This window comes from Streptomyces sp. NPDC003284, from assembly GCF_053589675.1.
Map to the genome: position 1 here is coordinate 1 of NZ_JBSFSI010000011.1, position 18,418 is coordinate 18,418.

14 protein-coding genes are annotated in these 18,418 nt (G+C 72.3%); 7 read left to right on the forward strand and 7 right to left on the reverse strand.

What is annotated here, in order from left to right:
• Window positions 1-114: 114 nt before the first annotated feature.
• The 5 genes from ACWDYF_RS22605 to ACWDYF_RS22625 all read right to left on the reverse strand — a co-directional run bounded on the left by ACWDYF_RS22605 (window position 115) and on the right by ACWDYF_RS22625 (window position 5,977).
• Window positions 115-2,382, reverse strand: coding sequence for a HelD family protein (locus tag ACWDYF_RS22605; protein ID WP_389466604.1), 2,268 nt, complete (start codon window positions 2,380-2,382; stop codon window positions 115-117).
• A 124-nt stretch (window positions 2,383-2,506) separates the two neighbouring features.
• Window positions 2,507-2,839: a thioredoxin family protein gene (locus tag ACWDYF_RS22610; RefSeq protein ID WP_389466629.1), complete on the reverse strand. Its 333-nt coding sequence runs from the start codon at window positions 2,837-2,839 to the stop codon at window positions 2,507-2,509.
• A complete protein-coding gene (locus ACWDYF_RS22615; RefSeq protein WP_389466602.1) occupies window positions 2,839-3,267 on the reverse strand; it encodes a MerR family transcriptional regulator in 429 nt (142 codons plus the stop codon). Before ACWDYF_RS22615 ends, ACWDYF_RS22610 begins: the two co-directional genes overlap by 1 nt.
• A gap of 91 nt (window positions 3,268-3,358) precedes the next feature.
• Window positions 3,359-4,123, reverse strand: a complete 765-nt coding sequence (locus ACWDYF_RS22620; protein WP_381742700.1) for a DUF2127 domain-containing protein — start codon at window positions 4,121-4,123, stop codon at window positions 3,359-3,361.
• Window positions 4,124-4,291: 168 nt separating this feature from the next.
• Window positions 4,292-5,977 (reverse strand): MFS transporter, encoded by a 1,686-nt coding sequence (locus ACWDYF_RS22625; protein WP_389466599.1) that lies wholly within the window; start codon window positions 5,975-5,977, stop codon window positions 4,292-4,294.
• Window positions 5,978-6,107: 130 nt separating this feature from the next.
• On the opposite strand from ACWDYF_RS22625, the gene ACWDYF_RS22630 reads away from it, so the two are divergent.
• Window positions 6,108-6,725, forward strand: coding sequence for a TetR/AcrR family transcriptional regulator (locus ACWDYF_RS22630; protein WP_026253173.1), 618 nt, complete (start codon window positions 6,108-6,110; stop codon window positions 6,723-6,725).
• Between the two features lie 266 nt (window positions 6,726-6,991).
• On the opposite strand, the gene ACWDYF_RS22635 is transcribed toward ACWDYF_RS22630, so the two are convergent.
• Window positions 6,992-8,428 carry a cation:dicarboxylate symporter family transporter gene (locus ACWDYF_RS22635; protein ID WP_389466596.1) on the reverse strand — a complete coding sequence of 479 codons (1,437 nt, stop codon included), beginning with the start codon at window positions 8,426-8,428 and terminating at the stop codon, window positions 6,992-6,994.
• Between the two features lie 152 nt (window positions 8,429-8,580).
• Between ACWDYF_RS22635 and ACWDYF_RS22640 the strand changes: the two genes are divergently transcribed.
• From ACWDYF_RS22640 to ACWDYF_RS22650, 3 genes are all read left to right on the forward strand, one after another.
• Window positions 8,581-10,428 carry a sensor histidine kinase gene (locus ACWDYF_RS22640; protein ID WP_389466593.1) on the forward strand — a complete coding sequence of 616 codons (1,848 nt, stop codon included), beginning with the start codon at window positions 8,581-8,583 and terminating at the stop codon, window positions 10,426-10,428.
• Complete coding sequence (locus ACWDYF_RS22645; protein ID WP_389466591.1) at window positions 10,425-11,225, forward strand: response regulator; 801 nt, start codon at window positions 10,425-10,427, stop codon at window positions 11,223-11,225. Before ACWDYF_RS22640 ends, ACWDYF_RS22645 begins: the two co-directional genes overlap by 4 nt.
• 126 nt (window positions 11,226-11,351) lie before the next feature.
• On the forward strand, window positions 11,352-12,047 hold the full coding sequence (locus tag ACWDYF_RS22650) for a helix-turn-helix domain-containing protein (protein WP_389466588.1): 696 nt from the start codon (window positions 11,352-11,354) through the stop codon (window positions 12,045-12,047).
• A 64-nt stretch (window positions 12,048-12,111) separates the two neighbouring features.
• Here the strand turns inward: ACWDYF_RS22650 and ACWDYF_RS22655 are convergent, their stop codons facing one another.
• Window positions 12,112-13,137 (reverse strand): ATP-dependent 6-phosphofructokinase, encoded by a 1,026-nt coding sequence (locus ACWDYF_RS22655; RefSeq protein WP_389466585.1) that lies wholly within the window; start codon window positions 13,135-13,137, stop codon window positions 12,112-12,114.
• 254 nt (window positions 13,138-13,391) lie between these two features.
• On the opposite strand from ACWDYF_RS22655, the gene pta reads away from it, so the two are divergent.
• From pta to pyk, 3 genes are all read left to right on the forward strand, one after another.
• On the forward strand, window positions 13,392-15,527 hold the full coding sequence (gene pta, locus ACWDYF_RS22660) for a phosphate acetyltransferase (RefSeq protein ID WP_389466583.1): 2,136 nt from the start codon (window positions 13,392-13,394) through the stop codon (window positions 15,525-15,527).
• Window positions 15,528-15,552: 25 nt separating this feature from the next.
• Entirely contained in the window at window positions 15,553-16,761 is a 1,209-nt protein-coding gene (locus tag ACWDYF_RS22665) for an acetate kinase (RefSeq protein WP_389466581.1), read from the forward strand.
• A gap of 196 nt (window positions 16,762-16,957) precedes the next feature.
• Window positions 16,958-18,388: a pyruvate kinase gene (gene pyk / locus ACWDYF_RS22670; protein ID WP_389466578.1), complete on the forward strand. Its 1,431-nt coding sequence runs from the start codon at window positions 16,958-16,960 to the stop codon at window positions 18,386-18,388.
• The last annotated feature ends 30 nt before the right edge of the window (window positions 18,389-18,418 follow it).

Below are 18,418 nucleotides of genomic sequence, written 5' to 3' on the forward strand. Positions count from 1 at the left end.
CAGCTACCCCCCCTAGTTGGTTAAAAGGGGGGGGCCCCCGGGGGGGGGGCGTGAACCCCCCCCGCGGGGGGGGGGGGGGGCCCGGGGGGGCGGGGGCCCCCCCCCCACGGCGCGTCAGGTCACATCCGACAACCCCTCCGGGAGGGGTTCGGTGTGCAGCACCCCCAGCCGCTGGGTCGCGCGGGTCAGGGCCACGTACAGGTCGCTGGTGCCGTAGCGGCCCGGCTCGACGACCAGGACCGAGTCGAACTCCAGGCCCTTGGCCTGGCGCGGGTCGAGGAGGACGACCGTGCGGGTCAGGTCGGGCTCCGCGCCCGCGGTGACGCCGTCCAGCCGGGCGACCAGGCGGCGGTGCAGGTCGCGCGGGGCGATCACGGCGAGCCGTCCCTCGTCCGGGGTGAGTTCGGCGACGGCCTTCGCCACCGCGCCGGGCAGGTCGCCGGTGGCGCGCACCCAGGGGCGTACGCCGGTGGAGCGCACCGAGCTGGGCGGGGTGAACTCGGGGTTCTCGGCGCGTACCACGGCCGCCGCGAGGTCCATGATCTCGGCGGGCGTACGGTAGTTGACGCCGAGCCGGGTGTGTTCCCAGCGGTCCTCGACATAGGGCCGCAGGATGTCCGCCCAGGAGCCGACACCGGCCGCCTCCGCGGTCTGCGCGGGGTCGCCGACGAGGGTCATCGAGCGGGTCGGGCTGCGCCGCATCAGCAGCCGCCAGGCCATCGGGGACAGCTCCTGCGCCTCGTCGACGATGATGTGCCCGAACGCCCAGGTGCGGTCGGCCGCCGCGCGCTCGGCGGCGCTGCGGTGGTCGTCCTCCTCGTGGCGCTCGGCGAACCGCTCGGCGTCGATGATGTCGTGCGCGGACAGGACCTCGGAGTCCTCCTCGTCCTTGTCGTCGAACTCGTAGGTCCGCGAGGCGTAGGAGACGTCCAGCACGCCCTGCGCGTACGCCACCTGGTTCTCGCGTTCGCGTTCGGCGCGGGCGCGGGCCACCCGGTCGTCCTCGCCGAGCAGTTCGGCGGCCTCGTCGAGCAGCGGTACGTCCGCGACGGTCCAGGCGCGGGTGACCGGGCGGCGGATCGCGGCGGCGTCCTCGTCGCGGACGTAGCCCTCCGGCGCGGCGAGGAAGTCCGCGACCAGGCGGCGCGGGGTGAGCCGGGGCCACAGCCGGTCGATGGCCGACCAGACCTCCGGGTTCTCGGCGAGTTCGTCGCGGATCTGGGTGATGTCGCTGGCGTCGAGCAGGTTGGAGCCGTCGTAGGGGTCGGTGCCGATGCGCTCGGCGACCATGTCGGTGAGCGTGTTGAGGATGTGGCCCTCGAAGTGCTCGCGCGCCGCGTTGTGCGGCAGCTTCGCGGCGCGGGTGCGCTCGCGGGCCACCCGCACCAGGCCGTCGTCGAGCATCAGGACCTCGCGGTCGTGCTCGATGGCAAGCACCGGGTCGGGCAGCGCCTGCCGGTCGCGTACGACGGCGGCGAGCACACCGGCCATGTCGGCGCGGCCCTTGACGGCCGCCGCCTCGGGCGTGTCGGTCGCCGTCGCCCGCACCCCGGGGAACAGCTCGCCCACGGTCGCCAGCAGCACACCGGTCTCGCCGAGCGAGGGCAGCACCTCGCCGATGTAGCCGAGGAACGCCGGGTTGGGGCCCACGATCAGCACGGCCCGCCGGGCGAGCAGTTCCCGGTGCTCGTAGAGCAGATAGGCGGCCCGGTGCAGCGCCACGGCGGTCTTGCCGGTGCCGGGGCCGCCCTCGACGACCAGCACACCGCGGTGCGGGGCGCGGATGATGCGGTCCTGGTCGGCCTGGATGGTGCGCACGATGTCGCCCATCCGGCCGGTGCGCGCGGAGTCGAGCGCGGCGAGCAGCACCGCGTCGCCGGTCGGGTCCTCGTACCCGGTGCGGGTGGCGTCGCCCAGGTCGAGGATCTCGTCGTGCAGGGCGGTGACCCGGCGGCCCTCGGTGGTCAGGTGCCGGCGGCGGCGCAGGCCCATCGGGGTGTGGCCGGTGGCCAGGTAGAAGGGCCGGGCCACGTCCGCCCGCCAGTCGATCAGGACCGGGGTGCGTTCGGTGTCGTCCGCGCGCAGCCCGATCCGGCCGATGTGGTGGCTGGCGCCGTCGGTCAGGTCGATCCGGCCGAAGCAGAGCGAGCCGTCCACGGCGTTCAGCGCGGCGAGCAGCCCGGAGCGCTCGGCGACCAGGATGTCCCGCTCCAGCCGGGCCTGGAGGGGCGTGTTGCCCTGGGCGAGGGCGTCCGCGACGCCGGCCTCGGTGTCACCGCGCAGCGCGTCGACGAGCCGGTACAGCCCGTCGATGAATTCCTGTTCCCGACGCAATTCCTCGTCAGAAAAGCCGGTGTTTGACAATTCAGCTCCCGCCCGCATATACTGTGGTCACTGCACTTCTCCGCGACCATATTCTTCATGAAGTCGCGAACCACCGAATATACGCAAAGAAATCCCCCGGGCGCAATTGCCCAGGGGATTTTCTGTTGCCCGCGCACTCCTGTCAGAGCACGTCGGCCAGCTCCTCCAGCAGCCGCCGCTTCGGCCGCGCGCCCACCATCGACCGCACCGGCTCCCCGCCCCGGAAGACCATGAGCGTCGGCGTGCCCAGCACCCCGTACCGGATCGTCGTCTCCGGACTGCGGTCCACGTCCAGCTGGACGATCTTCAACCGGTCGCCCTCCTCGGCGGCGACGGCCCCCAGCACCGGCGCCAGCTGCCGGCACGGCCCGCACCACTCGGCCGTGAACTGCACCAGCACCGGCAGCTCCGCCCCCAGCACCCGCTCCCCGAAGTCCGCGTCGGTCACTTCCTCCACACCCGCCACCTGCTTGATCACCGCTCCTGCCCTCCCAGCTCGCACAACGGCTCCGGACCCCCCGGAACCAGCGCCTCGGCGGCCAGCCCGTCCCGCGCCCGCTCGGCCCGCGCCAACTGCGCCCCGACCTGCGCCCGCACCGCCGTCAGCTCACCGATCAGCGCGTCCAGCTCGGCCAGCTTGCGCCGGTAGACCACCAGCGACGCCGGACACGCGTCCCCCTCCGGATGCCCGGCCCGCAGACACTCCACGAACGGCCGCGTCTCCTCCAGCTCGAACCCGAAGTCCCGCAACGTCCTGATCTGCCGCAACAGCTCCAGATCACGCTCGTCGTACGTCCGATACCCCTGCGCGTCCCGCCGCGCGGGCAGCAGCCCCCGCGACTCGTAGTACCGCAACGCCCGCGCCGTGGTCCCGGCCCGCTCGGCCAGCTCACCGATTCGCATGCCCCCGACGGTACGGCTTGACGTCTGCGTCAAGGCAAGAGAGGCCGCCCGGTCGACGTCCGGCTGCGCGCTCCCCTGTTCTCGGCCCGGCTCAGACCAGCACCCCCGCCGAGTGTTCCACCTCCAGCAGGGACGCGCTGTGGCGTTCCTCGTCGAAGGCTCGGCGGCCGCCGCGGAGGCCGAAGAGGCGTTTGGTGAGGGCGATGTAGAGGACGGCGAGGATGTTGAGGGTGAGGGTGGTGATCTTCACGGCGCTGATGTGCTCGGTGAGTTCGTAGATCTCCAGGGGGAGGAAGGCGGCGGTGGCGACCACCGTGAGGTATTCGGCCCAGCGTTTGGCGTACCAGAGGCCGACGGCCTCGATGATCTCGATGAGGGCGTAGGCGAGCAGGAGTCCGGCGACCAGGAGCAGGGTGGAGTGCTTGTAGCCGAAGGTCTTCTGGATGGTGCCGACGACCGGTGAATGGTCGAGGTCGTAGTGGAAGTGTCTGAAGACGGGGCGGAACACGTCCAGGTACTCGTTGAAGAGGCGGCGTACCGCGTCCTGGCTGTTGCTGAATTTCCAGACGGCGACCGCGACGAGGACGATGAAGACGCCGCGCACGACCCGTTCCAGGGCCAGGAATCGCAGGATGAACAGGTCCCGCAGCACCTTGCCGCGCGGCACCAGCGGGGCGTCGGCGGCCGGGCCCGCTCCGTGCGGCTCGCCGAGGACGAAGTCGCCGCAGCGCAGGCAGCGCCAGACCTCGCCGAGCGGGGTGTCGGCGTGCAGCCGGATGCGCAGCCGGGGGTCGTCCGGCGCGTAGGTCACATGGCCCTTGCGCGCGCAGGTGCGCCGGTCCCAGTCGATCGCCATCCCCCGTTGCCCTCCATCTGCGTCTGTGTCCGCGGCTGCGGCTCTGTCTGTATCTGCCGCTGTGTGCCGACCACCCGCTCACGCGGGTGCGCCGTGCCGTGCCGGAGGGTGATCCGGCACGGCACGGCACGGTAGTGCATCGCGGTGAGAGACGCCGACGGGGGCGTTTCAGTTCAGGGCGCCGACCTCGGGGTTCTCCGCCTTCGTCTGCTCCGCCGCGGCGGGCTCCTGGTCGCGGTGGGTGCCGCGGGGCATCAGCAGGGCCACCGCGAGGGTGCCCGCGCCGAGGATGACGGCGCCGATCAGGCTGGTGTGGGAGACGGCGTCGGCGAAGGAGGAGCCGACCGCGTCCTTCATCTGCCGGGCGCCCTCGACGAGTTGCCCGGCCTGGGCCTTGAGCTGGGCGGCCTGCTGCGGGTCGGCGGTGTGGGCGGCGCGCTCGGCGAGCTGCTGGGCCTTGTCGCCGATGCCCTGGGCGACGGCGTATCCGGCGCCGACCGAGTCCTGGGCGGTGGCCAGGGTGTCCGCCGGAAGCTTGCTGCCCGTGGTCGCGTCGGCGAGGTGGCCGGAGTACGAGGTGGACAGCAGCGAGCCGAGGATGGCGATGCCGAGCGAGCCGCCGAGTTCCAGCGAGGTGTCGTTGACGGCGCCGCCGACGCCGAGTTCGGACTCGGGGAAGGCGCCCATGATGGCGTCGGTGCAGGGTGAGAGGGCGAGGCCGATGGCCAGGCCGAGCACGATCAGCGGGGCCACGAAGTCGCCGTAGGAGGAGGCGCCGTCGACCCGGGTGAGCAGGGCGAGGGCGACGGTGCCGCCGACCATGCCCGCGGTGACCGTCCACTTCATGCCGACGCGCGGGGTGAGGTAGCCGGTGAGGGCGGAGCCGGCGAAGACCGCGCCGGCCAGCGGCAGCATGCGCACACCGGTGGCGAGGGCGTCGTAGCCGAGGACGAACTGGAGGTGCTGGGTGAGGTAGTAGAAGGCGCCGAAGACGGCCAGGAAGAACAGGGCGACGGCGAGGTTGGAGCCCGCGAAGCGGCGGCCGGTGAAGCGGCGTACGTCCAGGATGGGGCGCGGGTGGCGCAGCTCCCACAGGACGAAGGCCACCAGGCCCGCGCCCGCGACGACGGCCGCGGTGACCGCCTTGGCGTCCCAGCCGAAGTGCGGCCCCTCGATGATCATGTAGACCAGTGCGCCGATCCACAGCACGGAGAGCGCTCCGCCGACGTAGTCGATGCGGTCGTGGTGTCCGGCCCGGGACGGCGGGACGAGGACGAAGGCCGCGACCAGGGCGACGGCGGCGATGGGCACGTTGATCAGGAACGTCGACGCCCAGCCGTGGTTCTTCAGCAGCGCTCCGGCGACGACCGGTCCGGCCGCGATGGCGAGTCCGGCGGTGGCGGTCCACAGGGTGATGGCCTTGGCGCGTTCGGCGCGCGGGAAGGTCGCGGCCAGCAGGGAGAGCGTGGCGGGCATGATCAGCGCGGCGCCGACACCCATGACCGCGCGGGCCGCGATGACGGTGGCGGCGCTGTCGGCCAGCGAGCCGAAGACGGCGCCGCCGCCGAAGACGACGAGGCCGAGGACGAGCGCGCCCCGGCGGCTGTACTTGTCGCCGATCGCGCCGAGCAGCAGCATCAGGGCCGCGTACGGGACGGTGTAGCCGTCGATCACCCATTGCAGGTCGGCGCCGGACAGGCCCAGGTCGCGGGTCATGTCCGGGGCGGCGACCGTGAGGGCGGTGTTGGCCATCACGATGATCAGCAGGCTCAGGCAGAGCACCAGGAGCGCCCACCAGCGCCGGGCGTAGGGGCGGTCCGTCGGTCCGACCGGTTCGGTCATGACGAGTCGCATGGCAGGGGTCGCCTTCCTCGGGTGCGCGACGAGACGTGCACGACAACTACTTGCACAGAGCTGTGCAGTTGCACAACGATGTGCAATGTACGTCGTTGCACAGAGCTGTGCAAGTCGCGAGGAGGGCACAATGTCAGCCATGACCACGGGTAACACCACGCGCGCCGACGCCAATCGACGCCGCATCCTCGACGTCGCCCTCGCCGAGCTGCTGCGCGACCCCGACGCGTCCATGGACCAGATCGCGCGCGCCGCGGGGGTGGTACGGCGCACGGTGTACGGGCACTTCCCCAGCCGCGAGGCGCTGATCAGCACGCTCGTCGACGACGCCGTGCAGACGCTGGCGGACGCGCACGCCGCCGGGCGCGCGGGCGCCGCCGACCCGGCGGAGGCGCTGGCGCGTTCCGTGCTGGGGATCTGGCCCATCGCCGACCGCTACCGGCTGCTGGTGGCGCTCGCCCAGCGCACGGTCACCATGCAGGGCATCCGTGAGCGCCTGACGCCCGTGCGGGCCAGTTGCGCGGAGGTCCTCCAGAGCGGTCTCGACGAGGGCGTCTTCAGCTCGCCGCTGCCCGCCGCCGCCCTCGCCTACGTCCACGAACAGGTGATGTTCGCGCTGATGGAGGCGGTGAACGACGGTCTGCTCGCGGCGCCCGACGCGGGGCGTTCGGCGGCCGTCACCGTCCTCACCTCGGCGGGGATGCCGGCCGCTGCGGCGGGGGCGCTGGTGGCCCGGCTGAGCGGCTGAGCGGCCGGTCCCCCAGGCGGAGGTGGCGGGGTCCGGCCCCGGGCACGCCAGAAGCCGAGCGGCCGGGCCCGACGGGGGAGAGGGGCTCGGCCGCTCGGCGGCTCTGGGGTGGCCGGACGCCCGGCCCGGGTTCAGGCAGAGCCGGGCGTCCGGAGCAGGGGACGTACGGGGGGAGGGAGCAGGGGACGTACGGGGGGAGCAGCGGACGTAGAGGGAGCGCGGAGGGCGTACGGAGGGAGCGGAGGGCGTACGCGGGCGTCAGGGCCTCACGCCTTGGCGAGTTCCTTCCCGCCGTCCTCGCGCTGCTCGGGCAGTCCGGAACCGGCCACGGCCGTACCGGAGTCACCGGAGTCGCCGGAGTCATCCGAGTCGTCCAGCAGCGTCCGCTCGTCGAAGGGCAGGTCCCCCGCGAGCACCCGCCGCACCCGGTCCTGGTCGACCTCGCCGGTCCAGGTGCCGATCAGCAGGGTGGCGACGGCGTTGCCCGCGAAGTTGGTGAGGGCGCGGGCCTCGCTCATGAAGCGGTCGATGCCGACGATGAGGCCGACGCCGTCCACCAGGGCGGGCTTGTGGGACTGGAGGGCACCGGCGAGCGTGGCCAGACCGGCGCCGGTGACACCCGCCGCGCCCTTGGAGGCGATCATCATGAACAGCAGCAGGGTGATCTGCTGGCCGATGGAGAGCGGCTGGTCCATGGCGTCCGCGATGAACAGCGAGGCCATGGTCAGGTAGATCATGGTGCCGTCGAGGTTGAAGGAGTAGCCGGTCGGCACGGTGATGCCGACGACCGGGCGGCTCACGCCCAGGTGCTCCATCTTGGCGATCAGCCGGGGCAGCGCGGACTCCGACGAGGACGTGGACAGGATCAGCAGGAACTCCCGGCCCAGGTACTTCAGCAGCTGGAAGATGTTGACGCCGGCCACCAGCCGCGTCAGGGTGCCGAGCACCACGATCACGAAGAGCAGACAGGTGACGTAGAAGCCGAACATGATCGTGGCGAGCGCCTTCAGGGCGTCGACGCCCGTCTCGCCCACGACGGCGGCCATGGCGCCGAAGGCACCGATGGGCGCGGCCCACATGATCATGGCGAGGATGCGGAAGACCAGCCGCTGGATGTGCTCCACCCCGCGCAGCACCGGCTCGCCCTTGCGGCCCATGGCCTGGAGCGCGAACCCGACGAGCAGCGCGACCAGCAGGGTCTGGAGCACCTCGCCCTCGGTGAAGGACGACACCAGCGTGGTCGGGATGATCCCGAGCACGAAGTCGACCGGGCCCTCCTTGGCGGCGTCCGCCTGGGCGTGGCCGACGCCCTTGACCGCCTCGGTGAGGTGCATGCCGCTGCCCGGGTGGACCAGGTTGCCGATCACCAGGCCGATGGCCAGCGCGACGAACGACATGGCGATGAAGTAGCCGAGGGCGAGGCCGCCCACCTTGCCGACCTTGGCCGCCTTGCGCACCGAACCGACGCCCAGCACGATCGTGCAGAAGATGATCGGGGAGATCATCATCTTGATCAGGTTCACGAAGCCGGTGCCCAGCGGCTTCAGTTCCTTGGCGGTGTCCGGTGCGGCGAACCCGACGGCGACACCGAGGACCACCGCGGCGATGACCGCCAGATAGAGATAGTGGGTGCGGTCCCGCTTGGCTGCGGGGCCGGGCCCTGCTGCGGGCGCGGCAGGTGCCGTATCGGCTGTGCTGGTCACGGCGGCCCTCCTTGACGACGTCATCGGCATCACCGGCGTGCGGCTCACGTCCGGGGGAATTCGGGGATGCCGCGACTATCTCCTCTCGTGTGAGGGCGGTCACCCTTCCGTTCATTTAGTTCACGCCACGGCTCGGAGGCAGACTGAACGGCATGCGCCTGACCGTCCTCCCGAGACCCCGCAGCCTGGCGGGCCAGCTCTTCGCCATGCAGGCGGTGCTGCTGGCGCTCGTCGTGGCCGGATACGCGCTGTTCACCTTCGTCAGCGACCGCGGCCAGGCGGAGAGCGCGGCCCGCCGCCAGACCACGGCGGTGGCCCGCTCCATCGCCGACTCCCCCTCGGTACGGTCCGCGATCGGCACCGCGGACCCCACCGCGCTGCTCCAGCCGTACGCGCTGAAGGTGCAGCGGGACACCGGCGTCGACTTCGTGACGATCATGACGCCGCAGGGCATCCGCTGGACCCACCCGGACCCCGGCGAGATCGGCCGGCCCTTCCTCGGCAACATCTCCCGCGCCCGGCACGGCGAGTCCTTCACCGAGACGTACACCGGCACCCTGGGCCCCTCCGTCCGCGCGGTCACCCCCGTCGAGGACGCCGACGGGCGCGTCGTCGGCCTGGTCAGCGCCGGTATCAAGGTGGAGGCGATAAGCCGGCGGGTGCAGGAGCAGGTCACAGCGCTGTTCGGGGTCGCGGCGGGCATCCTCGCGCTGGGCGCGGTCGCCACGTACGTCATCAACGCCCGGCTGCGCCGGCACACCCACGGGATGAACGCGGACGAGCTGAGCCGGATGCACGACTACCACCAGGCGGCGCTGCACGCGGTGCGCGAGGGGCTGCTGATGCTGGACGCGCACTACCGGGTGGCCCTCATCAACGACGGCGGCCGGGAACTGCTCGGGGTGGGCGGCGCCAGCGGCGAGGCGGAGGTGGTGGGCCGTTCGGTGGCCGGGCTCGGGCTGCCCGCTCCGCTGACCGGGGCCCTGCTGGCGTCCGAGCCGCGGGTGGACGAGGTGCACCTCACGGACTCGCGGGTCCTGGTGGTGAACACCTCCCCCGTCTCCGGCGGTGAGCGCCGGGGCACCGTGGTCACCCTGCGCGATGTCACCGAGCTCCAGTCGCTGATGGGCGAGCTGGACTCGGAGCGCGGTTTCACCCAGGCGCTGCGCTCGCAGGCGCACGAGGCCGCGAACCGGCTGCACACGGTGGTGTCGCTGATCGAGCTGGGCCGGGCCGAGGAGGCGGTGGAGTTCGCCACGGCGGAGCTGGAGCTGGCCCAGGCGCTGACCGACCAGGTGGTCGCCGCGGTCGGCGAGCCGGTGCTGGCCGCGCTGCTGCTCGGCAAGACCGCGCAGGCCAACGAGCGGGGCGTGGAGCTGGTGGTGTCCGAGGACAGCGGTCTGGACGACGGACTGCTGCCCGCCGCCCTGCCCGCCCGGGACCTGGTGACGATCCTCGGCAATCTCATCGACAACGCGGTGGACGCGGCCCAGGGCGGTGCGCGGGCCCGGGTGACGGTGACGGTGAACGCAGAGAGCGGAGCGGGCCGGGAGGGCGGGGAGAGCGGGATGAGCGGGGAGGGCGGCGCGCGCGGCGAGCTGCTGCTGCGGGTCGCCGACAGCGGTCCGGGTGTCGACCCCGACCACACGGACCTGGTCTTCCAGCGCGGCTACTCGACCAAGCCGACCGGTCCCGGCGGCCGGGGGCTCGGGCTCGCGCTGGCCCGGCAGGCGGTGCAGCGGCACCGGGGCACGCTGACGGTGGCGGCGGCCGCGGAGGGCGGCGCGGCGTTCACGGCCCGGCTCCCGCTGAGCGGTCCCGCCGGTGCGGCCAGCCCCGCCGGTCCCGCCGGTCCCGCCGGTCCCGCCGGTCCCGCCATCGACGGCGTTCCCGGGGCCCGCACGGACGACAGCACGGGCCGGACACCGGCGAGCAAAAAGGCAGTAGCCGGGCAGGCGAGACAAACAGGGCGAGCGGAACAGGCGGGACGCGGCGCATGACGGACGACGGCACCGGCAGACGAGCCCGGGGACACGGGCATCCGCAGGGACGACCGGGCGGCCCCGGCGGTCCGGACGCGGCAGGCGGGCCGGAGGGACCGGTCGGTCCGCCGCCGGAGCAGCCGCCCATCCGGGTCCTGGTCGTGGAGGACGACCCGGTCGCGGCGGACGCCCATGTCCTGTACGTGGGCCGGGTGCCTGGCTTCACCGCCGTCGGCAAGGCGCACACCGGCGCCGAGGCCCGCCGGGCGCTGGAACGCACCCCGGTGGATCTGCTCCTCCTGGATCTGCACCTGCCGGACGTGCACGGCCTCCAGCTCGCCCGTTCGCTGCGGGCCGCCGGCCACCACGCGGACGTGATCGCGGTGACCTCGGCCCGGGATCTGGCGGTGGTGCGGGAGGGGGTCTCGCTGGGCGTGGTGCAGTACGTCCTGAAGCCGTTCACCTTCGCCACGCTGCGGGACCGGCTGGTCCGCTACGCGGAGTTCCGGGCGGCGGCCGGTGAGGCGGGCGGCCAGGAGGAGGTCGACCGGGCGCTCGCCGCGCTGCGCGCGCCCGGCCCGGCGGCGCTGCCCAAGGGCCTGAGCGCCCCGACCCTGCAACGGGTGACGGGCGCGCTGCGCGACGCCGGGGAGGGCCTGACGGCGGCCGGTCTCGCCGAGGCGGTCGGCATCTCGCGGATCACGGCCCGCCGCTATCTGGAGCATCTGGTGGACTCCGGCCGCGCCGCCCGGCGCCCGCTGTACGGGCAGGTGGGCCGCCCGGAGCTGGTGTACCGGTGGGTGCCGGGCCGGTGAGCCGCGCCGCGCGCCGCGACGGCCGTCCCGGAGGAACCGGGACCGGGCGCCCGTAGGTTCGTACAACCCGTGATCCTGTGGGAACGGCCCGTGGTCAGCGGCCCCGCGGGCTCCTACGTTGTGGCCGTGCACCGATCACCACCCGCCCTCCCCTTCGACGCCCCCGCCGCCCGCCGGATCCGCGCCGCCCTCGGCATGCGCCCCGAGCACGTCGCCCACGGCATGCGGGTCTCCTACGGGCTGCCGTACATCACCCCCGACCTGGTGATCGCCTGGGAGCGCGGGTCCGCCGCGCCCTCGGGGCCCGAGCTGGCGGCGCTGGCCGGGGCGCTGTGGTGCGCGCCGGGTGATCTGATCGCGCGCCCGCGCACGCTGCGCGAGCACCGCATCGCCCGGGGGCTGCGGCCGGAGGACGTGGCCCGTGCCGTGGGTCTCGAACTCCCCCGCTATCTGCGCATGGAGGAGCGCGAGGAGTGGCGCGGCACCGAGCGGCAGACGGCGGCGCTGGCCGGGGCGCTCGCCCTGGACCTGCCCGACTTCGTGGCCGTCACCGGGCGCGAGGAGCACCTGGCCGAGCTGCTGCGCAGCGCCGTCGGCACCCGCTGGCAGGGGTACGTGCGCCCGGTGGCCAAGGTGGTGCCGCTCGAGCGGCCGCTCCTGGAACAGGCCCTCCAGGCCCTGCACCAGGACTACCAGGGGCAGATGGTCGCCTCGCTGAGCTGGGCCGCGGGCAGCGCGGCCGGGGACGCGGGCGACGCCGGGCGGGATTTCCTCGACCGGATCGTGGAGCACTTCTGGACCCGGGTGGAGGCGGCTCCGTAGCCGCCCCCCCCCCCTGCCACGCGCCCTGGCCGAAGTCTAGAAGACCACAGGCCCCGCCGAAGTCCTAGAAGACCGACTCGGCCTCGTCCATGCGGTCCTTCGGCACCGTCTTCAGTTCGGTGACGGCCTCGGCGAGCGGGACCATCACGATGTCGGTGCCGCGCAGGGAGGTCATACGGCCGAAGCGGCCCTGGTGCGCCGCCTCCACCGCGTGCCAGCCGAAGCGGGTGGCGAGGACGCGGTCGTAGGCGGTGGGGACGCCGCCGCGCTGGACGTGGCCGAGGATGACCGGCTTGGCCTCCTTGCCGAGCCGGCGCTCCAGCTCGTACGCCAGGGCCGTGCCGATGCCCTGGAAGCGCTCGTGGCCGAACTTGTCGATGGCACCCTTGCCGTAGTCCATGCTGCCCTCGGCGGGGTGGGCGCCCTCGGCGACGCAGATCACGGCGAACTTCTTGCCGCGGGAGAAGCGCTCCTCGACCATCTTGACCAGGTCGGCCGGGTCGAAGGGGCGCTCGGGCAGGCAGATGCCGTGGGCGCCGGCGGCCATGCCGGACTCCAGGGCGATCCAGCCCGCGTGCCGGCCCATGACCTCGACGACCATGACCCGCTGGTGGGACTCGGCGGTGGTCTTCAGGCGGTCCATCGCCTCGGTGGCGACGCCGACGGCGGTGTCGAAGCCGAAGGTGCGGTCGGTGGAGGAGATGTCGTTGTCGATGGTCTTGGGCACGCCCACCACCGGCAGTCCGGCGTCCGACAGCATCCGCGCGGCGGTCAGGGTGCCCTCGCCGCCGATCGGGATGAGCGCGTCGATGCCGAAGCGGTGGATCATGTCGGAGGCGTTCTCGCAGGCCTCGCGGAGCCGGTCGCGCTCCAGCCGGGAGGAGCCGAGGATGGTGCCGCCGCGGGCGAGGATGCCGCTGACCGCGTTGAGGTCCAGCTCGCGGTAGCGCCCGTCGAGCAGGCCCGCGTAGCCGTCCTCGAAGCCGATGACCTCGTCGCCGTAGGCCGTGACCGCTCGGTGCACCACCGACCGGATCACCGCGTTCAGCCCCGGACAGTCGCCGCCTGCCGTGAGAACTCCGATACGCATCGTGCTGTGTCTCCTGCCCACTGTTGACACCGGTGATCCGGTCCGATTGTTTCATGTTCCGCGGGCGGCTTCGTCTTGGCCGGGGACCCGTCCACTTGACGGGCGCCTTATCTACCGGCAGGGGTATTGTCAAGAGGGTTCCGCTCACCTCGGTGGGCGATTTTTGTCCCCGAGCGGCCCGGACGCCCCCGCGGAGGTCCAGGAAGCCGAAGAAGACGCAGGAAGCCAAAGAACCAGAGAAACGGAGTGCCCGCGTGACCCGCAGCGTGTACGTGACCGGCATCGACCGCGGCGACGGCCGCCAGGTCGTCGAGCTGGGTGTCATGGAGCTGCTGACCCGGCAGGTCGACCGGGTGGGCGTCTTCCGCCCGCTCGTCCACGACGGTCCGGACCGGCTCTTCGAACTGCTGCGCTCCCGCTACCGGCTGACACAGGACCCGGCGACGGTCTACGGCATGGGCTACCAGGAGGCGTCCGCCCTCCAGGCCGAGCAGGGCACCGACGAGCTGGTCTCCACGCTCGTCGACCGCTTCCACCGGGTGGCCCGCGACTACGACGTCGTGCTCGTCCTCGGCACCGACTTCGCCGACACCCAGCTCCCGGACGAGCTGTCCCTCAACGCCCGGTTCGCCAACGAGTTCGGCGCCTCGGTGCTGCCCGTCGTCGGCGGCCGCAAGCAGAGCGCCGAGTCCGTGCTCGCCGAGACCCGCAACGCCTACCGCGCCTACGACGGCCTGGGCTGCGACGTGCTGGCCATGGTCACCAACCGGGTGGCCCGCGAGGACCGCGACGAGATAGCCGGGCGGCTGACCGGCCGCCTGCCCGTGCCCTGCTTCGTGGTGCCCGACGAACCGGCCCTGTCCGCGCCGACCGTCGCGCAGATCACCCACGTCCTGGACGGCAGGATCCTGCTCGGCGACGAGTCGGGGCTCGCCCGCGACGCGCTCGACTTCGTCTTCGGCGGCGCCATGCTGCCCAACCTGCTCAAGGCGCTCACCCCCGGCTGCCTGGTCGTCACGCCCGGGGACCGCGCCGACCTGGTCGTCGGCTCGCTCGCCGCGCACAGCGCCGGCACCCCGCCCATCGCCGGTGTGCTGCTCACGCTGAACGAGGAGCCCGGCGAGGAGATCCTCACCCTGGCCGCCCGGCTCGCGCCCGGCACCCCGGTCGTCTCGGTCTCCGGCAACAGCTTCCCCACCGCCGAACGCCTGTTCTCCCTGGAGGGCAAGCTGAACGCGGCCACCCCGCGCAAGGCGGAGACCGCGCTCGGCCTGTTCGAGCGGTACGTCGACACCGCCGACCTCAGCAAACGGGTCTCCGCGCCCAGCAGCGACCGGCTCACCCCGATGATGTTCGAGCACAAGCTCCTCGAACAGGCCCGCTCCGACCTGCGCCGGGTCGTGCTGCCCGAGGGCACCGAGGAACGCGTGCTGCACGCGGCGGAGGTGCTGCTGCGCCGCGGGGTGTGCGAGCTGACCCTGCTCGGCCCGGTGGAGACCATCCGCAAGAAGGCCGCCGACCTCGGCATCGACCTCGGCTCCACCCAGCTCATCGACCCGGCCGTCTCCGAGCTGCGCGACGCCTTCGCCGAGCAGTACGCCCGGCTGCGCGCCCACAAGGGCGTCACGGTCGAGCTGGCGTACGACGTGGTATCCGACGTGAACTACTTCGGCACGCTGATGGTGCAGCAGGGCCTGGCCGACGGCATGGTCTCCGGCTCCGTGCACTCCACGGCCGCGACCATCCGGCCCGCCTTCGAGATCATCAAGACAAAGCCCGAGGCGTCGATCGTCTCCTCGGTGTTCTTCATGTGCCTGGCCGACAAGGTGCTCGTCTACGGCGACTGCGCGGTCAACCCCGATCCGGACGCCGAGCAGCTCGCCGACATCGCCGTGCAGTCGGCGGCCACCGCCGCCCAGTTCGGCGTCGAGCCGCGGATCGCCATGCTGTCGTACTCCACCGGCACCTCCGGCACCGGCGCCGACGTCGACAAGGTGCGCGAGGCGACCGACCTGGTCCGGCTGCGCCGCCCGGACCTGATGATCGAGGGGCCCATCCAGTACGACGCGGCCGTGGAGCCCTCGGTGGCCGCGACCAAGCTGCCCGGCTCGGAGGTCGCCGGGCAGGCCAGCGTGCTGGTCTTCCCGGACCTGAACACCGGCAACAACACCTACAAGGCCGTGCAGCGCTCGGCCGGCGCCATCGCGGTCGGCCCGGTCCTCCAGGGGCTGCGCAAGCCGGTCAACGACCTGTCCCGCGGCGCCCTCGTCCAGGACATCGTCAACACCGTCGCCATCACCGCGATCCAGGCCCAGGACCAGGCCCAGGACCAGGCCCGGACACCCGCCGCACCCGCCGCACCCGCCGCACCCGCCGCACCCGCCCGCTGACGTCCGAGAGAGAACCCCTGCCCCCGTGAACGCGACCCGTGTCCTCGTCCTCAACTCCGGCTCCTCGTCCCTGAAGTACCAGCTGCTCGACATGCGCGACGCGAGCCGGCTCGCCACGGGCCTGGTCGAGCGCATCGGCGAGCAGACCTCCCGGCTCAAGCACACCTGCCCGGCCACCGGCGAGACCCGCGAGCAGAACGGCCCGATCGCCGACCACGACGCCGCCCTCAAGGCCGTCGCCGGGGAACTGGCCCACGACGGCCTCGGCCTGGACTCCCCCGAACTGGCCGCGATCGGGCACCGCGTGGTGCACGGCGGCATGTTCTTCACCGAGCCGACCGTCATCGACGACGCGGTGCTCACCGAGATCGAGCGGCTGATCCCGGTGGCGCCGCTGCACAACCCCGCCAACCTCACCGGCATCCGCACCGCGCGGGCCCTGCGCCCGGACCTGCCGCAGGTCGCCGTCTTCGACACGGCCTTCCACACCACGATGCCGGAGTCCGCCGCCCGCTACGCCATCGAGACCAAGCTCGCCGACCGCTACCGGGTGCGGCGCTACGGCTTCCACGGCACCTCGCACGCCTATGTCTCGCGCCGGACGGCCGAGCTGCTGGGCCGCTCCCCCGAGGACGTCAACGTGATCGTGCTGCACCTGGGCAACGGGGCGTCCGCCTCGGCGGTGCGGGGCGGGCGGTGCGTGGACACCTCCATGGGGCTCACCCCGCTGGAGGGCCTGGTGATGGGAACCCGTTCGGGCGACCTCGACCCGGCGGTCATCTTCCATTTGCAGCGCGTCGGCGGAATGTCCATGGACGAGATCGACACTCTCCTCAACAAGAGGAGCGGTCTGTTCGGTCTGTGCGGCGACAACGACATGCGGGAGATACGGCGCCGGATGGACGAGGGCGACGAGCAGGCGCGGCTCGCGTTCGAGATCTACATCCACCGGCTGAAGAAGTACATCGGCGCCTATTACGCGGTACTCGGCACGGTGGACGCCGTCGCCTTCACCGCCGGGGTCGGGGAGAACGCCGGCTTCGTGCGCGCGGCGGCGGTGGCGGGCCTTGCGGGGCTGGGCCTGGAGGTGGACGCCGCGCGGAACGCCGTGCGCGGCGGTGAGGCGCGGCTGATCTCCCCGGACGGCGCGCGGGTCGCGGTGGCCGTGGTGCCCACGGACGAGGAAATGGAGATCGCCGCGCAGACCTACGCACTCGTCGGAAAGCACGAGTAGGGCACGAGCAAGGAACGAACGACGGAAGACAATCAAGGACAAGCGAGGACAAGCACGGGACAAGTGAAGGGCAAGCGAATTCGACGGGTACTTCCACCGGCACTTCCACCGGCACTCGACTGAGCGCGGACCCGCCCACTTGTATATTCCGCCAGACGGAATATTCCGCAGCGAAACAAACCGTTAGGATCGCCCCATGCGCCGTTCGAAAATCGTCTGTACCCTCGGCCCCGCGGTCGACTCCCACGAGCAGCTCGTCTCGCTGATCGAAGCCGGCATGAACGTGGCCCGCTTCAACTTCAGCCACGGCACGCACGCCGAGCACCAGGGCCGGTACGACCGGGTCCGTGCCGCGGCCAAGGAGACCGGCCGGGCCATCGCGGTCCTCGCCGACCTCCAGGGCCCGAAGATCCGGCTGGAGACCTTCGCCGAGGGCCCGGTCGAGCTGGAGCGCGGTGACGAGTTCACCATCACGACCGAGGACGTCGCGGGCGACAAGCAGATCTGCGGCACGACGTACAAGGGGCTGCCGGGCGACGTCTCGCGCGGCGACCAGATCCTGATCAACGACGGCAACGTCGAGCTGAAGGTCCTGGACGTCGAGGGTCCGCGGGTGAAGACGATCGTCATCGAGGGCGGTGTCATCTCCGACCACAAGGGCATCAACCTGCCCGGCGCGGCCGTGAACGTGCCCGCGCTGTCCGAGAAGGACATCGAGGACCTGCGGTTCGCGCTGCGCATGGGCTGCGACATGGTGGCGCTGTCCTTCGTCCGGGACGCCAAGGACGTCGGCGACGTCCACCGCGTCATGGACGAGGAGGGCCGCCGCGTCCCCGTCATCGCCAAGGTGGAGAAGCCCCAGGCGGTGGAGAACATGGAGGACGTCGTGATGGCGTTCGACGGTGTGATGGTCGCCCGCGGCGACCTCGCCGTCGAGTACCCGCTCGAAAAGGTCCCCATGGTGCAGAAGCGCCTGATCGAGCTGTGCCGGCGCAACGCCAAGCCGGTGATCGTGGCGACCCAGATGATGGAGTCGATGATCACCAACTCCCGGCCGACCCGCGCCGAGGCCTCCGACGTGGCCAACGCGATCCTGGACGGCGCCGACGCGGTGATGCTGTCCGCGGAGTCGAGCGTGGGCGCGTACCCGATCGAGACCGTCAAGACGATGTCGAAGATCGTCGCGGCGGCCGAGGAGGAGCTGCTGTCCAAGGGCCTCCAGCCGCTGGTGCCCGGCAAGAAGCCGCGCACGCAGGGCGGTTCGGTGGCCCGTGCCGCCGCCGAGATCGCCGACTTCCTCGGCGGCAAGGGCCTGGTGGCCTTCACCCAGTCCGGCGACACGGCCCGCCGGCTGTCCCGCTACCGCGCGACGCAGCCGATCCTGGCCTTCACCACCGACGAGTCCACCCGCAACCAGCTGGCGCTCAGCTGGGGCGTGGAGTCGCACGTGGCGCCGTTCGTCAACAGCACCGACGAGATGGTCGACCTGGTCGACCAGGAGCTGATCAAGCTCAAGCGGTTCAACGCGGGTGACATCGTGATCATCACCGCGGGCTCCCCGCCCGGCGTCCCCGGCACCACCAACATGGTCCGCGTCCACCACCTGGGCGGCGGCGAGCGCGACTGACGTCCGCCCGTACGGACCGTCGTACGCACC